Origin of the sequence: Bacillus sp. TH50 (assembly GCF_016650565.1) — a bacterium.
Classification (GTDB): domain Bacteria; phylum Bacillota; class Bacilli; order Bacillales; family Bacillaceae_G; genus Bacillus_A; species Bacillus_A mycoides.
This window is the reverse complement of record NZ_JAEKFM010000003.1, coordinates 2,684,380-2,701,902: the sequence shown is the minus strand read 5'-3', so window position 1 is coordinate 2,701,902 and position 17,523 is coordinate 2,684,380. Positions and strand designations below refer to the sequence as shown.

Here is a 17,523-nt window from a genome sequence, read left to right as displayed (position 1 = left end):
ATGTTCTGGTAAAATTAAGGTTAGCCTTAAAAGGAGGTGAAAAGCTTGCGAAAACGTTTATATATAGGGATTGGGGTTATTCTCTTAATCGCTTTAGGTGGAGTTGTATTTTGGTCAGCTTTACAAGGAAATCGTACCGAGCATTTTATTTTACGACATATGGTGAATGAAAATGGAACACTTGCAACGTATCGCTTAGAGGATACAAAGGCAGGTAAGGGTGAAGCGAAGGGCCGTGAAGCTTTATCAGAATCTGCAGGGTTATGGCTACAATATACACTTGATAAAGATGATCAAGCTTTATTTGATGAACAAGTGAAGGTTATTCAAAATAACTTTGTACACAAGGATCGCATCGTTATATGGAAAATCTCTGAAAAGGGAGAAATGCAGTCAGCTACTAATGCACTTATCGATGATCTTCGTATTATAGAACAATTATATCGTGCTTATGAAATGTACAAGGAAGATCGCTATAAAAACCTTGCAGATCAATTGAGTGATTCTGTACTTCGTTATAATAAAAAAGGTAATTATTACGTTGATTATTACGATGCAGATACAGGGAAACAAAATAACTTTGCAACAACATCTTACATAAATCCGCATGCATTCTCTTATATGAAAAAGTACGGAAAAATTTCTGCACAGCAGTATCAGGAAGTTGTTCAGTTTTTAGCGGATTATCCAAGGCAGGGCTGGGCATTCCCGAAAGAGTATAAAGATGATGGGACATTTACGTACGATAAAGAAGTGAATCTTATTGATCAATCATACGTTGCTTATCATCGTAGTTTAGGCGGTCTTTCATCAGATGCTTATTTGGAATTTATAAAGAAGAAATTTCGCGAAGACGAAAAGTTATATGGTCGTTATAACTTAGAAACGGGAAAACAAGCTGTGAACTATGAATCACCAGCATCTTACGGATTAACAATTTTGTACGTACTACAAACAGGTGATACAAAGTTTGCGAAGGAATTGTATGAGCGGATGAATACATTCCGAAATGATAATGTATTTAGTAGATATTATGGTGGATATGTAACAGGTGAGAATAATAATACACATATTTTCGATAACGTATTGCCGCTTTTAGCGGAAATGGAATTGGATAAGAGTAAAAAATAAAAGGTGCCACCCTATTGGGATGGTACCTTTTATTTGTGTCGTTATTTGTTTGTAAAGCGATATAATTTTACGCCCTAATATTGGAGAAGTAATCAATCACGAATTCACGAAATTGCTGGGCGGTGTTTGATAAATAGCGCTTCTTCGACCAACTTAAGCCGATAGTTCGTTCGCAATTCGGTTCAATAATACGTAACTTATTTGATGCTAAAGTAGAGTTTTTTAATAAAGTTAAACTTGGGACAAAGGCGATGCCAAGACCTTGCTTAATGAGATCGCTAATCACGGTTGGTTCATCTACTTCAAAAGCGATATGTGGAGTGAAACCAGCTTTTTTACAAAATTCATCTGTTAAGTGCCGAAATCCGTAACCAGTGTTCATACTAATAAACGATTCGTCTTTTACTTCATGCAAATAGATACTTTCGCGGTTTGATAACCGATGTCCTGAAGGAACAGCTAAGAAAATTTCTTCTGTGATAAGTGGTTCCCAAACCATTTCCTCGCCTTCAATTGGTACAGAGGAGATACAAAAATCAATTTCCATATTATCTAGTTGCCGTTTCATAGAAGGAGTAGATGCGAGAAATTGTTGGAATCGAACGTTAGGGTGTTCTAGTAAAAAAGAACCGAGTAGCTCGGGTAATATTCTTGGAATAGAAACTGCAAGTGTAATAGAGCCTCGTTGTAATTCAGCTAAATCTTTAATTTCGCGTTCCCCTTCACTTAATTCATGAAAAATGCGTTCTACTCGTTTTAAAAATACTTTGCCGAAAGAGTTTAATGTAATCTGTCGACCTTGGCGATCAAATAAGGGGACGCCTAAGTCCTTTTCTAGTCTAGCGATTGTTTTACTGAGTGAAGGCTGCGCGATATGCAATTCTTCAGCTGCTTTTGTCATATGTTCTAGTCGTGCGACTGTCTGAAAGTATTTTAATTGAAGAAGTTCCACTTCGAATCCCCTTTCTATAGACCAAAAGGAATGAATTGATAATTAAAGATGTATTATACAGTATGGAAAGTGACGTGTATAGTAAATCTGTTAAACCATTCGAAGGGTGTTAAATTAGGAGAAGGAGTATGTTTCATGAAGGGAATTCAACTTATATTTAAAGATTGGAAGGCGATGTGGAACCATAAACATGGACGTATCGCTTTAATTTTTTTATTAATCGTTCCTTTAATTTATTCAGGATTCTTCTTAGCTGGATATTGGGATCCGTACGGAAAATTAGATAAATTACCTGTTGCAGTTGTTAATTTAGATAAGGGTGCTGTGATGGATGAAAAAACAATCCAGGCTGGAGACGATTTTGTTAAAAATTTAAAAGAGAATAAGGAATTGGCGTTTCATTTCGTATCAGAAAAAGATGCTGATGAAGGGCTAAAAGAAGATAAGTATTATATGGTGGTTACGATTCCGGAGGAGTTCTCTAAAAAGGTAAGTACACTAATGGATGAGAAACCAGAGCCGGCGAGGCTGCAGTACAAAGTAAATCCAGGGAAAAACTTTGTAGCAGCTCAAATTGGAACGACAGCTGTTGAAAATATGAAAACAAAAATTTCAAATAGCATTACGAAATCTTATACAGAAGGTGTCTTTTCAAAGTTTCAAGATTTGGCACAAGGGTTGAGTGATGCAAGTAATGGCGCTGAGAAGTTGCACGAAGGAACGACGGATGCAAAAAATGGGGCGAATCAGCTTGCAGATGGTATTCATCGTTTAAATGATGGAACAGTGAAGTTAAAAGAAGGAAGTGATAAGCTTGCCTCTAGTCAATCGGCCTTAACTGGGGGAGCAAATGAGCTTAGTCAGGGAGCGACATCACTTCATAATGGTATGGAGCTGCTAGCACAGGGTGAGAAGTCTTTACAATCAGGAGTTAGTGAATTAAGTGCTGGTACAAATGAATGGGTGAACGGAAGTGAGAAACTTGCTGAAGGGCAAGTGAAAGCGGACAATGCAGCAAATAGTGTAAAACAACAATTAGAAGAGTACGTGAAAAGTCATCCAGAAGTGCAGCAAGATCCTGCTTTTCAAAAGATCATTGCTACTTCTAACGGATTAGCTAAAGCAACAAACACTTTAAATAATAGCCAACAGCAATTGACACAAGGTGCGCGGAAGCTTACTGATGGTCAGCATAAGATTGAGGAAGGCATGAATACATTCGGAGTTAAGTTAAACGAAGCTACCGCTGGAACGAAAAAGATAGCAGATGGTACTTCGAATTTAGCTGATGGATTTACGAAGTGGGGAAATGGATTTACATCATTACAAGAAGGTGTAAATCACCTTGCGAGTGGCGGAACAGAGCTGAATCATGGTGCTGATAAGTTAACGAACGGACTTGTTAAACTTGACGATGGTGCGAAAGAACTTTCTACGAAATTGGGAGAGGGCGCAGAGAAGATAGCGGATGTTCGCAATGATGATGCACGCAATACGATGTTCTCAGAGCCGGTTCAATTAGTGAAGTCGACAGTTTCTGATGTGCCTAACTACGGTTCAGGTATTGCACCATACTTTTTATCACTGGCATTTTATGTTGGCGGAATTATGGCATCGAATATTTTACCTCTTGGCCGTAGACAAAATATGAAGGTAAGCGGAACAGTACATTTTATTAATAAACTAGGATTAGTATATTTAATTGGACTCATTCAAGCACTACTTGTAGATGTGGTAGTGTTAGGAGTTATGAAATTAGAAGTTGCAAGTGTATCACTCTTTGTTTTATCAAGTATTGTTATTTCCTTTACGTTCATGACATTTATTCTTATGTTAGTAACGGTATTCGGCATTGTTGGGAAGTTCGCAGCGGTAACGCTTCTCGTTCTTCAATTAGCGACGAGCGGAGGTACTTTCCCAGGAGAGTTAAATATAGCTGTGCTTAGCAAAATTGGACAGTTTCTCCCAATGTCTCATTCTCTTAGAGGGTTACAAGATGTGATTTCTTTAGGCGATTGGTCGCAATTACAAATGCAAATTTTAATATTGTTATGCTATCTCGTTGTTGCTGGCGGAATCACATGGGTTACGAGTCATATACAGCATAAGGAAACGAATGCAGAGCAAGTTTCTTAATAAAAGAAGCTATCCGAAAAGGTTTTATTATGACCTTTTCGGATAGCTTTTTCTTATTTCTTTTCCATAACCGCAAAGTAGTTATTTTCATTATCAGCAAAGTTGAATGCTCTACCAGTAGGTAAATCTACAACTTGTCCAACGGTAACACTTTTCTCAGAAAGATCTTTATACAGTTGATCTAAGTTAGTAGAGAAGAACATAAGTGAAGGGGTATTTAAGTTTAATTCAGGTTGCATCTTCGCAATTAACGCCTTATCGTGAAGGACGATGCTTGTTCCAGCTTCTTTTGCCGGCGCAATTTCAATCCAGCGAAATCCTTGACCGTTATTTTCTTCCGCAACGATTTGGAATCCTACTGTTTCTGTCCAAAATTGTACTGATTCATCTTGATTATTTACATATAACATAATTTGTCCAATTTGATTAATCATAGGTGTGTCCTACTTTCTTTTCTTGTATGGAATTCTATTATATCAAAGATATGGTTTGAATACCTTTTCGTGATTTTTCCGAAGTACAATCTTCGCCCATCTCATATTTGTCGTAGGGGAAGGTCCTGTAATCCATGTATGAAATGGTAGTGTACTGCAAATGACCATTGCTGAAATGGAGATTGTGGCCGTTATTGTAAATAATAATAGGCTATATAATATTGTGTTTTCTTGCAGTGCGAATAAGGAAAGAAATTTTGTACATAGTTGCAAGAAGAAAAAATGAGCTAAATAAGCGCCATACGTGTAATTCCCGATAAAACGTAAAGCTTTATATAAGAAACCACGTCGCTGTACAATTGTAATAGATAACACGTACAGTATCATAATTTCACAAACAATATATAAAAACATGGACGGTTTTAAATAAGTAGAAACCGTTAAATGAATAGAATTGGCGCCGTAAAAACTAAATAACTCATAATTGATGAATAAAAATAAGATGAAAAATAAGATTGTTATAAGCGGAATATGTTTCATGACAAATATACGCCAAGTTTTTAATGATACAGCAGCTATTCCTCCCATGACGAAATAGAATGAGTAGAAGAAGAAGGAACGATCTGTATAATGTAAAATGGTTGAGCTAGTCAATTTCTCTCCATTAAAAATGTAGTGAGAAGAATACCACATTAAGAGGAAATATAGAGAAGCAAAGATGGTCATATATTTATATATGTCTTTTTTATTTTCTGTTCGTTTTTGAAACCAATAAAATAGTGTGCACAGCAAAGGGAACAATAAATGAATTTGGAACATCATAATCACGTACCAAAGATGGGGCGCGGCTGTTCCGAGTAATAAACTTTTTATTCCGCTTTGTAGTGTAATCATATCGTTTGTTGTTAATAAGTAAAGAATAGACCAGAAGAAATAAGGAATGAGTAAATGTGCGGCTTTTTCATAAATATATTCTGTGTAGGCTAGTTGCTTTGTATATTGCCGAATTAAGTGAAAGCCAACGATAAATATGAATGCAGGTGCTGAAAATTTTGCAAGGTTGAATAGCATGCCCATAATGAGGGATTGCTCAAGTAAGACATTTCCTTGATGCATTGTGTATAATAAGGAACTTTGCAAAACGACAGCAAGGAATGCAATGCTTTGCAAAATTTTAAATTCTGGTGCGCTTTGAGTCATTATGTCCATCTCCTTTTCCATACATGATTATAGTACGGAGAATGGATAATAGGTGTGGAATATTTGTGAAGATTATAACAAATTTGTGGCGGAATGGATTAACAATAAAAAAGAGGATGCTCCAAACGAGCATCCTCTTTCTATTTATTAAGCAAATTTGTTTTTGATCCAGTCCTTACCTTCTACAAGGCGAGCTGTCATTACGGCACAAGCGTTATCTGCTGTTACGTTTAACACTGTTGCAGGAGGATCAATGATTGTACTAATTGCTGCGATAATTGGCAATGCTTCTGGTGGGAATCCGTATAGAGAAACGATTAACATTTCACCAATCATACCCCCGCCCGGAATAGCACCCATTACTGTTCCTACTAATAGAGAAACAACAAGTGCAATTGCTAATGTTTTCGGTCCTTCGAATTCCATGTTGAAAATACCGAATAAGAAAGCAATTTTTAATACCCCGCCTAAAACAGATCCGTCTTTATGAAGTGTAGATCCAAGAAGGACAACTGTTTCACGAACGTCAGAAGAAATACCCATTTTCTTCGTTGCTTCTAAGTTCGCTGGAATACTTGCGGCACTACTACAAGTTGCTAGTGATGTAACTGTAGGAGATACCATGTTCTTCCAAAAAATTTGTACACCTTGTTTGCGACCCGCAAGGTATGCATAGAACGTGAAGAATACAAAGAAGTAAATGAGAGACGCTGGATAGTATACCATTGCTGCTCGGAAGTAAGTTCCAAGAAGTTGTGGTCCGAATTCACCAACTAATGCTGCGAAGTAAGCAGCAAGTCCGATTGGAGCGTAGTACATAATGAAAGATACAACTTTCATTGAAATTTCTGCACCAGCTTGTAAGAATGTAGCGAATGGTTTTCCTTTTTCACCAACTGCTGAAGTTGCAACCCCCATTAAGATAGAGAAGAAAATAAGAGCTAACATATTTTCACGAGATAGTAACTTCGAGAAGTCAGATACTGTTACAATACCGACGATTTGATCTGCAACACTAACAGCTTTTTCAGCTTTATCGGGCTGCGTTAGTTCTAATACAACACCTTGTGCTGGCGGGAATACTTTCACGACAATAATCATAAAAATAGCAGCTAAAATACTTGTAAATAAGAAAGTTCCAGCCATACTAGACATAATTTTACCAAAACGTTTTAATCCATCCATATTAGCAATAGATGACGCGATGCTAAAGAACACTAAAGGTACAACAATCGTAAACATTAAGTTTAAGAAAATGTCACCAAGCGGCTTTAAAGCAACGGCATCGGCACCCATGAAATAACCAATGAAACCACCAATTAGGATAGAAGATAATAAAATAAGCGGAAAGCGATATGCCTTCATAAATATATCCTCCTATCAATTAAAAAAATCATACTGAATTATTATAGCGAGTTAGAGACTTCTTTACTAGGAAAATACGGATAGATGGAATAGCGTGAAAACCGAGAAATTTTTGTTTTTAAGCTCGGCATACAGTTAGAAATCTAGACATATATATTTGTAACCTAGTGTTGGCAAGGGCTACACCATAACTTAGGTTTGGAAAAAGGGGGAGGGGAGCGAGATGAATATTTTACTTTGCTGTGCAGCGGGAATGTCTTCCAGTTTGATTGTTACAAAAATGGAGAAAGCAGCAGAGGCAAGAGGGATACAGGTAAAGGTTTGGGCAGTATCAGGTTCAGAAGTGCGAAATCATATTGATACTGCAGATGTACTTTTACTTGGACCGCAAGTACGTTATTTATTACCGAAAATGAAAGAATTATGTAAGGACAAGGGAATACCTGTTGATGTCATTCAATCTGTCCATTACGGGCTTTGTAATGGAGAAGCTATCTTGCAAGCAGCTTTGTTAATGAAACCATGAGGAGTGTGGGATAGATGATAGGGTTTTTAGAGAAATATGTGATGCCAGTGGCAGGGAAGGTTGCAGAACAGAGACATTTGCAAGCGATTCGTGATGGAATTGTTTTGACGATGCCTTTCTTGATTATTGGATCATTTTTCCTTATTATTAGTGCATTACCAATACCAGGATATAATGATTTTATGGCAGGTTTATTTGGTGAGAATTGGCAGAGGGCTTTAGGGTATCCAGTTAGTGCAACTTTTAATATAATGGCTTTAATAGCCGTTTTTGGAATCGCTTACAGACTTGGAGAATATTATAAAGTGGACGCTTTAGCATCCGGAGCATTGTCGCTTGTGACGTTTTTACTTGCAACACCATTCCAAGTTATGTATATGATACCAAATACGAAAGAAAGTATACTTGTAGATGGAGTTATACCAGCTGCGTTAATGGGAAGCCAAGGGTTGTTTGTAGCGATGATTATTGCAATTATATCTACTGAACTTTATCGGTTTATTGTACAAAAAAAGATGATTATAAAGATGCCGGAGACAGTTCCACCAGCTGTGACACGTTCATTTGCGGCACTTGTTCCAGGTTTTATTGTTGTAACGGTTATTTGGATTTTGCGCTTAATTATAGAAAATACTTCTTTTGGCAGTATCCATAATATTGTGGGGCAAATTTTACAGGAACCACTTAGTGTACTTGGTGCTAGTCTTTGGGGCGCAATAATAGCAGTTATTCTCGTTCATGTTCTTTGGTCGTGTGGAATTCATGGTGCTACTATTGTTGGTGGTGTAATGAGCCCCGTTTGGTTGTCGTTAATGGATCAAAACCGAGTTGCTTTCCAAGCAGGGCAAGATGTACCGAATACGATTACCGCACAGTTTTTTGATTTATGGATTTATATGGGTGGTTCTGGTGCAACACTCGCTTTAGTTGTAGGAATGTTACTATTTGCGCGAAGTCAGCAATTAAAAAGTTTAGGGCGATTGTCAATTGCGCCTGGTATATTTAATATTAATGAGATGGTAACTTTTGGTATGCCGATTGTAATGAATCCAATTTTACTTATTCCATTTATATTGGTTCCAGTTGTGTTAACGATTGTTTCTTACTTTGCAATGGAGTGGGGATGGGTAGCACGTCCGAGCGGAGCGGCTGTGCCTTGGACGACACCTATTCTTTTTAGTGGATATTTAGGATCAGGCGGGAAAATTTCAGGTGTTGTTTTACAACTTGTTAACTTTGCACTTGCATTCTTTATTTACTTACCGTTCTTAAAAATATGGGATAAACAAAAAGTGGCGGAAGAAAAGGGGGAGTAAAGAACTAAAATGGATACGATAGAGACGAAAGCTTTTCATTTAATCTTGCATGGAGGAAATGCGAGAAGTTGTTCAATGGAAGCAATTGATTGCGCGAAGCGCGGTGAATTTCAGGAAGCGGAAGCTAAACTACAAGAAGCGTTAAATGAATTGCAAGAGGCGCACCGTTTACAAACAGAGCTCATACAGAAAGAGGCTGGCGGGGAAAAGACAGAAGTTACCCTGCTGATGGTACATGCACAAGATCATTTAATGAATGCTATTACAGTGAAGGAATTGGCGAGTGAATTTGTAGAATTATATAGGGAGATGTCGGTGGCTGAATGAACCTTGCTTATGCGAGGTTTTTTTATGTATGTGTCCGTACCATCAGTGGAGTGTTTGTTCCACTGATGGTATTTACAATCCTCCTTTTTACGGATGGGTAAGAGTGATAATTAATCGGCAGTAATAATCTCTCCTGTACCACGAATTAGTTTTTTTATATGCATCTCATTTGGTCTTAATATATTTACGATATAATCAATCGCTTTTTGCGGTTCAACGGTCGTACCGCATGTATAACAATCAATTGCTGCAAAGTTTTTTTCTGGATAAGTGTGAATAGAAAGGTGGCTTTCTGATAGTAAAACTAATACAGTAACGCCATACGGTTGGAATTCTTTTTTACTCACGTTTAAAACATGTGCACCAGAGTGATCTGCAGCGGTAACTAAATGGTGTTCTAAAAAGTGAATATCATCTAATAGGGAAAAATCCACTCCCCATAAATCTACTATTATATGCTTACCGAAAGTAGAATATTCCATAGGGTAGCACTCCTCACTATAATATCGTTAAAACTTCATTTCCTGTTTGTAACATTGATGTAGGATAAGATTCGATTCTGAATTTAAAAGAGCAAGATTACGTTGTTCTAGATGCTCTTCTTTAAATTGAAATAAAGGAGAAAGAAGAGAAGGCAATGTTCGAGGAGATGGCACTACATATAATTGTTCAATTTGATTTAGTACATAGGCAGAGTTAGCGGCAATATGAAATCCCCAGTCAGTTCCGAAAGAAGGAACGATTGTATGATAGCTTTTCACAGTTAATCCAGCATGTTCAATTGTATTACCGATGCTCCAATATACTAGAGGTGCATCAGCAGGTGAATTAGATTGGCAGACGAACGCACCATCTTCTGTTAAAAACGTAGCTATACGAGCAAAAAGTTCGCTTGTATATAAAGTACTTAATAACTCTGTCGCTGGATCAGGAAAATCAATGATGATTACATCGTATAAAGAGGAAGGAGAATTCAAAAACTCTTTTGCATCGCATACGTGTGCATTCACACGATTATCAAAAAATGCGCTTTTGTTCAAAGAAACTAATTCAGGAACGTTACGCGCCATATTAATCATCGCTCCATCTAGATCAACAAGGTCTACATGTAGAACCGTTTCATATTTCAACACCTCTCGTAAGGCAAGACCATCGCCACCGCCTAATATGAGAACACGTTTTGGATCAATTACCTTTGACATAATCGGATGCACAAGTGCTTCATGATAAATTTGCTCATCAACGGAGCTGAATTGTAGTTGCTTGTCCAAGTATAAGCGAACATCGTTTACTTGGACTAAATTAATATTTTGATAATTACTCTTTTCTTCAAATAAATTCGTATGTTCACCAGCTTGTATTTCCTTTAGAGAAATTTCATCCCACACATCTAAGCTGTGTGAATCTGTGGGTACTATAATTACATTTTCCGATTGTACTTGCTTATCGTCTTCATCCTCGTCGTGTTTATCTGGTTCGTCGTGTTTGTCAGGTCTGTCTTGTTTATCTTCAGTGTCCTGTTGATCTAGTGTATCCGTGTTGGAATTTAATTCAGAATCCTCTTCTTGTTTATACCATTTATTTTGAACCTGTATTCTATAAATCTTCATTCTCTTCTTTTTTCTATGCTTTGGCATTGGAATCCCCTTTCAAAATACTTTATTTTATTCTATTCTATGTAATTTAATAGAGTTTGACTGGACAATAACTAGACGAGTGTTTTGAATAGGTATTTGTTTTGATTTGAGTTGAAATATTATATTTTTTGGTACTATATTTTCGCACTTTTAAAAAAATTAGTGTTTTTTTGTTTTAAACACAACTAGACAACTAAACACTAATCTATTTTCATACAGTTATGTGTTAAAAGTGAGGTGTTTTATAACACACTGTGTGTTTTTTGGGGGACACACTAATTGAAAGCGGTAACACACAAAGAAATCACTCGAAAAAACGCTGATTTTAGGCGTTTTGAAAAGTTGGCACGGTAATTGCATTAATAAATAGCGTAAAGAAAAATAAATAAAACATAAAATTTTTATACTACACAAGGGGGATTTATAAATGAATATTTTATTATGTTGTTCAGCAGGGATGTCTACAAGTTTACTAGTTACAAAAATGGAAGCGGCTGCAAAAGCTCGTGGTCTAGAAGGTAAGATTTGGGCTGTATCTGGGGATGCAGTAAAAAACAATATCGATCAAGCAGATGTATTATTACTAGGACCACAAGTTCGTTACATGCTTTCTACAATGAAAGCGCTTGCCGATGAGAAAAATGTTGGAGTCGATGTTATTAACTCAATGCACTACGGCATGATGAATGGAGAAGCAGTTTTAGATCACGCATTAACACTAAAAAAATAATTAGGGGGGAAGCGAAATGCAAAAGTTTATTGCATTTATGGAGAAGTATATTGTTCCTGTCGCTGGTAAAATCGGATCGCAACGTCACTTAGCTGCGATCCGTGATGGATTTATTGCAGTTATGCCACTTATTTTAGTTGGTGCATTGGCATCACTAATTAATGGTTTTCCGTCTGAAGCTTTCCAAGAGTTCATGAAAGGTTTGTTTGGTGAAACGTGGAAACAAGTTGGCGGTGGAATGTGGACGGGTTCTTTCGCAATTCTAGCACTAATCATAGCATTTACAACAAGTTATAACTTAGCAAAATCTTACGGCGTTGATGGTTTGTCAGCAGGTATTATTTCATTTGGTGCGTTAATTATTCTTACGCCAACAACACCGAAAGAAGGCGGATTGAACTTAGCTTGGACAGGTGCACAAGGGTTATTCGTAGCAATTATCGTGGCACTCCTTGTTACTGAGGTATTCCGTTTCTTTGTACAAAGAAACATTACTTTTAAAATGCCTGATGGAGTACCACCAGCAGTTTTAAGATCTTTCGCAGCTATAGTTCCAGCATTTGTTATCTTAACAGTAGTTGCAGGTATTCAATTAGCAGTGAAATTAGCTGGTACAAGTGTTCATGAATTTATCTTTAATACGATTCAATCACCACTGCAAAGTTTAGCAGGGACATTACCAAGTGCAATTGTCATTGTACTCCTTGTTCATCTTCTTTGGTTCTTCGGTTTACATGGGCCAAATATCGTTGGTGGTATTATTGAGCCATTATACTTACCGGCATTAGAGAAAAATATGAAGTTATTCCAAGGTGGTACATCTGCATTTGATGTTCCAAACATTATTACAAAACCATTCTTTGATACTTTTGTATATCTTGGTGGTTCTGGTGCAACATTAGCGTTCTTAGTGGTCGTATTACTTGTAGCAAAAAGTGCACAATTACGCGGTGTATCTCGCTTATCAATTGGACCAGGTGCATTCAATATTAACGAACCAGTAATCTTTGGTACACCAATTATTTTAAATCCAATTTTATTTTTACCGTTTATCATAACACCAATCGTATTAGTAATTACTTCTTATACAGCGATATCTATTGGCTGGGTACCAAAAACAGTTGTGATGATTCCATGGGCAACACCACCAATTATTAGTGGTTATCTTGTAACAGGTGGACATCTTTCAGGTGCACTCCTACAGTTATTCAACTTTGTAATTGCGATGGTAATCTACTATCCATTCGTTGTATTATCTGACCGTTCTGTTGTTCGTACTGAAAAAGCAGCAGCACAAGGAAATAACAACTCTGTACCTATGTAACATAGTAATTGTTCTCACAGGTAACATTATCTGTGAGAACAATCACCTTTATATCATGTTCAGAAAGATGAGACCCATCTACAAGAACACCAAACTATCATTAATAAAATAATAATTTAATAGAAATGTTCAAACTGAAGGGGTATTTAAATCGGTTGAACCATAATAGAGAGGGCGGTAATTATGATGACTACAGCAGAACAAATTCCATTCCAATTGATTTTAAATAGTGGTAATGCACGAAGCTTTGCAATGGAGGCACTTCAATTTGCCAAACAGGGGAAAATGGCAGAAGCTGATGAAGCGATGGTAAAGGCGAAAGAAGCGATTAATGAAGCGCATCATTTCCAAACAGAGCTCATACAATCAGAAGCAAGAGGGGAAAAAACAGAGATTAGTGTTCTTTTAATTCATGCGCAAGATCATTTAATGAATTCTATTACGGTAAAAGAATTAGCGGCAGAATTTATTGACCTTTATAAAAAGCTAGAAGCGAAAGGGGAATAAAGCATGACTGGAATTAAAATTGCTACAATCGGCGGTGGCTCTAGTTATACACCAGAGTTAATTGAAGGGTTTATTAAACGTTATGACGAGCTTCCTGTTCGTGAAATTTGGTTAGTAGATATTGAGGCAGGAAAAGAGAAGTTAGAAATCGTTGGTGACTTAGCGAAACGTATGGTGAAAAAATCAGGTTTACCAATTGATATTCATTTAACACTTGATCGCCGTGAGGCATTAAAAGGTGCTGACTTCGTAACAACGCAGCTTCGCGTTGGTTTGTTAGAAGCACGTGCAAAAGATGAAGCAATTCCATTAAAATATGATGTAATTGGTCAGGAAACGAATGGTCCTGGTGGTTTGTTCAAAGCGCTGAGAACGATTCCTGTTATTTTAGATATTTGTAAGGACATGGAGGAACTTTGTCCGAATGCATGGCTAATTAACTTTGCGAATCCGGCTGGTATGGTAACAGAAGCTGTCCTTCGTTATACAAACATTCAAAGAGTAGTTGGTCTGTGTAACGTTCCAATTGGAATTCGTATGGGTCTTGCAAGATTACTTGAAGTAGATGCAAGCCGGGTACACGTTGATTTCGCTGGTTTAAATCATATGGTATACGGATTAGATGTATACTTGGATGGCGTAAGCGTAATGGATCGTGTGTTAGAGCTTGTAACAGATCCAGAAAAGCAAATTACGATGGAAAACATTGCTGCGCTTAACTGGGAGCCAGACTTTATTCGCGGTCTTCGTGCAATTCCGTGTCCATATCATCGTTACTACTATAAAACACGTGAAATGTTGGAAGAAGAGAAAGCAGCTTCGATTGAAAAAGGTACACGTGCAGAAGTAGTAAAACAATTAGAAGATGATTTATTCGAGCTGTATAAAGACCCGAATTTAGATATTAAGCCACCACAATTAGAAAAGCGCGGCGGAGCTTATTATAGTGACGCAGCATGTAGCTTAATTACGTCTATTTACAATAATAAAGGTGATATCCAGCCTGTTAATACACGAAACAACGGAACAATTGCAAGCTTGCCACATGATTCGGCTGTTGAAGTGAACTGTATTATTACGAAAGAAGGTCCAAAACCAATTGCGGTCGGAGATCTTCCAGTACCAGTTCGTGGTTTAGTACAGCAAATTAAATCATTTGAGCGCACAACAATTGAAGCTGCTGTTACAGGGGATTATCATAAAGCGCTGCTTGCTATGACAATTAACCCACTTGTACCATCAGATAAAGTTGCAAAACAAATTTTAGATGAAATGTTGGAGGCACATAAAGAACATCTTCCACAATTCTTTAAGAAGATAGAGAAATAAGAAGCGGCGCTGTTTAGCCCGCTTTTTTTAATTCTAGTAGGAGGTATTGCGATGATTAAACTAATTGTAAATGCAGATGATTTCGGTCTTACGGAAGGTACAAATTACGGAATTATTGATGGACATAAAAACGGGATTGTAAATTCAGCGACGATGATGATGAATATGCCAGGGACAGAGCATGCCGTACGCTTAGCGAAAGAGTATAAAACTTTAGGGATAGGAGTTCATCTCGTATTAACGGCAGGAGAACCGCTTCTTAAAGATGTTCCATCACTTGTAAGTAGCGGTGGATTGTTTCATAAACAAAGTGTTGTATGGGAAGGAAATATAAATCCAGAAGAGGTAGAAAAAGAATGGACTGCTCAAATTGAGAAGTTTTTATCTTACGGATTAACACCAACTCATTTAGATAGTCATCATCACGTGCATGGATTACCGCTTTTACACGACGTTCTTGAGAGATTAGCAAGTAAATATAATGTTCCAATTCGTCGTTGTGAAGAAGAGCGAGCGGTGCGCCCATTTTCAGATGTGTTTTACAGTGACTTTTACGCTGACGGTGTGACGGAAGATTACTTTGTGAAGTTAAAGGAAAGAGTGCAGGACGAGCAAACGGTAGAAATTATGGTGCATCCAGCTTATATTGACCCAGAGCTTGTGAAACGTTCTTCTTACGTAATGGATCGCGTGAAAGAGTTGCGTATTTTAAAGGAGAGTGAGCTTCCTGAGGGAATGGAGCTTGTGAAGTTTTAATAGAAAAAACGACGGCTAAATGGGGCCGTCGTTTTTTGTGCTTACAAAATGGATAGAACATATCCACCGAAGGCCCCGATTATAACGATAACCCAAGGTGGTGTTTTCCAAAAAGCGAGTAAGCAAAATAGAAGAGAAGCAAAAACGAAATCTACAGAATTCATAATTGTACTCGTCCAAATTGGATCATAAAAAGCTGCAAGTAAAATGCCGACAACGGCTGCGTTTACTCCAAGTAGTGCACCTTGTATGTAAGATACTCTCCTTACACTGTCCCAAAATGGTAAAACGCCAACAACGAGCAGGAAGGCAGGAAGAAAGATAGCGATCGTTGCAACAACTGCTCCGGCGGTTCCATTTAGCACTGCTCCTATATAAGAAGCGAATGTAAATAGTGGCCCTGGCACTGCTTGTGTTAATCCGTATCCAGCAAGAAATTGTTCTTTTGTCATCATCCCGTTTTGTACAAACTCACTTTCAAGAAGAGGAAGTACGACATGCCCTCCGCCAAATACAAGTGCACCAGAGCGATAGAAGCTGTCAAATAAAGAGATGAAATAAGAGTATGGTCGTAACATCGGTAACAGTATTAATAGTCCGAAGAATAAGACGAGACAAGATATGGCTACCATTTTTGAAATAGGTACGTTTATTTTATGAGCTTGGCTAACTGGCTGGCCCCAATATAAAAACCAACCGATGAAACCAGATACTATAATGAGAATTACTTGTGTCCAGCTACTTGGCCATAATAGGGCGATTGCGGCAGTTGCAATTGCGATTGTTGCACGGTTTCGGTCTGGTGTTAACTTTTGAGCCATTCCCCATATTGCATGAGCGACAATTGCGACCGCTACAAGTTTCAGTCCGTGAATCCAGCCAGTACTTCCAAGCTCGAAGTAGTTAAGAAATGAAGCGAAGAAAACTAAAACGAGCACAGATGGGAGAGTGAATCCTATCCATGAAATAATGGCTCCTAATAATCCACCGCGTAATAAGCCAACTCCCATACCGACTTGGCTGCTAGCAGGGCCAGGAAGGAATTGACATAGCGCTACTAAGTCCCCGTAACTTCGTTCATCCATCCATTTTCTTTTTTGCACGTATTCATGATGAAAATAACCAAGATGGGCGACGGGACCACCAAATGAAGTAAGTCCTAATTTAAATGATACGAGAAAAATCTCTATTAATGATTGGAAAGAGTAGTTATTATTTTTCAAAATTTCCTCCTAGACTGTTTTTCTAAGTGCATTATACAAGAGGGAGTAAAGCAAAAGAAACGATTTTAATGTAAAGATTGTGTGAATCTTTTCTTCGTAATTAAAATTTGAAAAAGTCATAAATGATTATGTCTAAACCATAAAGTAGTAGAAGTAGTGCTGGGAAATTTATATGAGGAGAATGCCCGTATGACAACACATTTCTTTGCTAGGTTAACAGGGAAGAGGGAAGTACCTCCTGTAAATACAGAAGCTTACGGTGTAACAGAGCTCATTTTTAGTGAAGATTTAAAGAAGTTGCAATATCGGGTCATATTAAAAAATATAAAAAAAATCACGTCATGCCAAATTCATTTAGGAAAAGCGAATCAAATTGGTCCAGTTATTTTAAGTTTGTTTGGTCCGTTAGAGCAAGGAATTAGTGTGAATGAAGGAGTCGTTACTGGTGTAGCTAGAGTAGAGGATTTTGAAGGGCCTTTACAGGGGAGAGCATTTGACAGCTTGTTTCAAGAGATAATGCAAGCAAATGTATATGTAAATGTTAATACGAAATCTAATAAAAAGGGAGAAATAAGGGGGAGAATAAGGGAAGTAAAGAAGTAAGCGAAAAGGCTGTCCAAAAAACATTTT

Annotated in this window: 18 protein-coding genes; 11 read left to right on the top strand and 7 right to left on the bottom strand. The window is 37.5% G+C overall.

All coding sequences use genetic code 11. The annotated features are described in order from the left end of the window. The first annotated feature begins 45 nt into the window (after positions 1-45). Positions 46-1,131: a hypothetical protein gene (locus JFU23_RS14175; RefSeq protein WP_044439412.1), complete on the top strand. Its 1,086-nt coding sequence runs from the start codon at positions 46-48 to the stop codon at positions 1,129-1,131. Positions 1,132-1,198: 67 nt separating this feature from the next. Here JFU23_RS14175 and JFU23_RS14170 read toward each other — a convergent pair whose 3' ends face one another. Continuing rightward, positions 1,199-2,083, bottom strand: a complete 885-nt coding sequence (locus JFU23_RS14170) for a LysR family transcriptional regulator (RefSeq protein WP_201032134.1) — start codon at positions 2,081-2,083, stop codon at positions 1,199-1,201. 135 nt (positions 2,084-2,218) lie between these two features. Between JFU23_RS14170 and JFU23_RS14165 the strand changes: the two genes are divergently transcribed. Then, a complete protein-coding gene (locus JFU23_RS14165) occupies positions 2,219-4,219 on the top strand; it encodes a YhgE/Pip family protein (protein ID WP_201032133.1) in 2,001 nt (666 codons plus the stop codon). 53 nt (positions 4,220-4,272) lie between these two features. Here JFU23_RS14165 and JFU23_RS14160 read toward each other — a convergent pair whose 3' ends face one another. From JFU23_RS14160 to JFU23_RS14150, 3 genes are all read right to left on the bottom strand, one after another. Further along, positions 4,273-4,653 carry a VOC family protein gene (locus JFU23_RS14160; RefSeq protein ID WP_085312807.1) on the bottom strand — a complete coding sequence of 127 codons (381 nt, stop codon included), beginning with the start codon at positions 4,651-4,653 and terminating at the stop codon, positions 4,273-4,275. 42 nt (positions 4,654-4,695) lie between these two features. Continuing rightward, positions 4,696-5,853, bottom strand: a complete 1,158-nt coding sequence (locus JFU23_RS14155) for an acyltransferase (protein WP_201032132.1) — start codon at positions 5,851-5,853, stop codon at positions 4,696-4,698. Between the two features lie 147 nt (positions 5,854-6,000). Continuing rightward, positions 6,001-7,218, bottom strand: a complete 1,218-nt coding sequence (locus JFU23_RS14150; RefSeq protein ID WP_201032131.1) for a dicarboxylate/amino acid:cation symporter — start codon at positions 7,216-7,218, stop codon at positions 6,001-6,003. A 223-nt stretch (positions 7,219-7,441) separates the two neighbouring features. On the opposite strand from JFU23_RS14150, the gene JFU23_RS14145 reads away from it, so the two are divergent. From JFU23_RS14145 to JFU23_RS14135, 3 genes are read left to right on the top strand one after another with little or no spacing between them, the layout of a single operon-like run. Beyond that, a complete protein-coding gene (locus tag JFU23_RS14145) occupies positions 7,442-7,744 on the top strand; it encodes a PTS sugar transporter subunit IIB (RefSeq protein WP_201032130.1) in 303 nt (100 codons plus the stop codon). 14 nt (positions 7,745-7,758) lie between these two features. After that, a complete protein-coding gene (celB, locus tag JFU23_RS14140) occupies positions 7,759-9,060 on the top strand; it encodes a PTS cellobiose transporter subunit IIC (RefSeq protein WP_137059745.1) in 1,302 nt (433 codons plus the stop codon). Between the two features lie 9 nt (positions 9,061-9,069). Next, positions 9,070-9,387 (top strand): PTS sugar transporter subunit IIA, encoded by a 318-nt coding sequence (locus JFU23_RS14135; protein ID WP_201032129.1) that lies wholly within the window; start codon positions 9,070-9,072, stop codon positions 9,385-9,387. A 110-nt stretch (positions 9,388-9,497) separates the two neighbouring features. Here JFU23_RS14135 and speD read toward each other — a convergent pair whose 3' ends face one another. Together speD and JFU23_RS14125 are read right to left on the bottom strand one after the other, a co-directional pair. After that, on the bottom strand, positions 9,498-9,869 hold the full coding sequence (gene speD / locus JFU23_RS14130) for an adenosylmethionine decarboxylase (protein WP_201032128.1): 372 nt from the start codon (positions 9,867-9,869) through the stop codon (positions 9,498-9,500). Between the two features lie 27 nt (positions 9,870-9,896). Next, entirely contained in the window at positions 9,897-11,024 is a 1,128-nt protein-coding gene (locus JFU23_RS14125) for a polyamine aminopropyltransferase (RefSeq protein ID WP_201032127.1), read from the bottom strand. Between the two features lie 427 nt (positions 11,025-11,451). Here JFU23_RS14125 and JFU23_RS14120 point away from each other — a divergent pair, with 427 nt between their 5' ends. The 5 genes from JFU23_RS14120 (at position 11,452) to chbG (ending at position 15,670) form a co-directional block, all read left to right on the top strand. After that, positions 11,452-11,754, top strand: coding sequence for a PTS sugar transporter subunit IIB (locus tag JFU23_RS14120; protein ID WP_201032126.1), 303 nt, complete (start codon positions 11,452-11,454; stop codon positions 11,752-11,754). A 16-nt stretch (positions 11,755-11,770) separates the two neighbouring features. Continuing rightward, positions 11,771-13,078, top strand: a complete 1,308-nt coding sequence (celB, locus tag JFU23_RS14115; protein WP_201032125.1) for a PTS cellobiose transporter subunit IIC — start codon at positions 11,771-11,773, stop codon at positions 13,076-13,078. 183 nt (positions 13,079-13,261) lie between these two features. Beyond that, positions 13,262-13,585: a PTS lactose/cellobiose transporter subunit IIA gene (locus JFU23_RS14110; protein WP_000989054.1), complete on the top strand. Its 324-nt coding sequence runs from the start codon at positions 13,262-13,264 to the stop codon at positions 13,583-13,585. 3 nt (positions 13,586-13,588) lie between these two features. Further along, positions 13,589-14,914, top strand: a complete 1,326-nt coding sequence (gene celF / locus JFU23_RS14105; protein WP_002129947.1) for a 6-phospho-beta-glucosidase — start codon at positions 13,589-13,591, stop codon at positions 14,912-14,914. Positions 14,915-14,965: 51 nt separating this feature from the next. Next, positions 14,966-15,670, top strand: coding sequence for a chitin disaccharide deacetylase (gene chbG, locus JFU23_RS14100; protein ID WP_201032124.1), 705 nt, complete (start codon positions 14,966-14,968; stop codon positions 15,668-15,670). 41 nt (positions 15,671-15,711) lie between these two features. Here chbG and JFU23_RS14095 read toward each other — a convergent pair whose 3' ends face one another. Beyond that, entirely contained in the window at positions 15,712-16,893 is a 1,182-nt protein-coding gene (locus tag JFU23_RS14095; protein WP_201032123.1) for a chromate transporter, read from the bottom strand. Between the two features lie 189 nt (positions 16,894-17,082). Here JFU23_RS14095 and exsM point away from each other — a divergent pair, with 189 nt between their 5' ends. Beyond that, complete coding sequence (gene exsM / locus JFU23_RS14090) at positions 17,083-17,496, top strand: exosporium regulatory protein ExsM (protein WP_002166452.1); 414 nt, start codon at positions 17,083-17,085, stop codon at positions 17,494-17,496. The last annotated feature ends 27 nt before the right edge of the window (positions 17,497-17,523 follow it).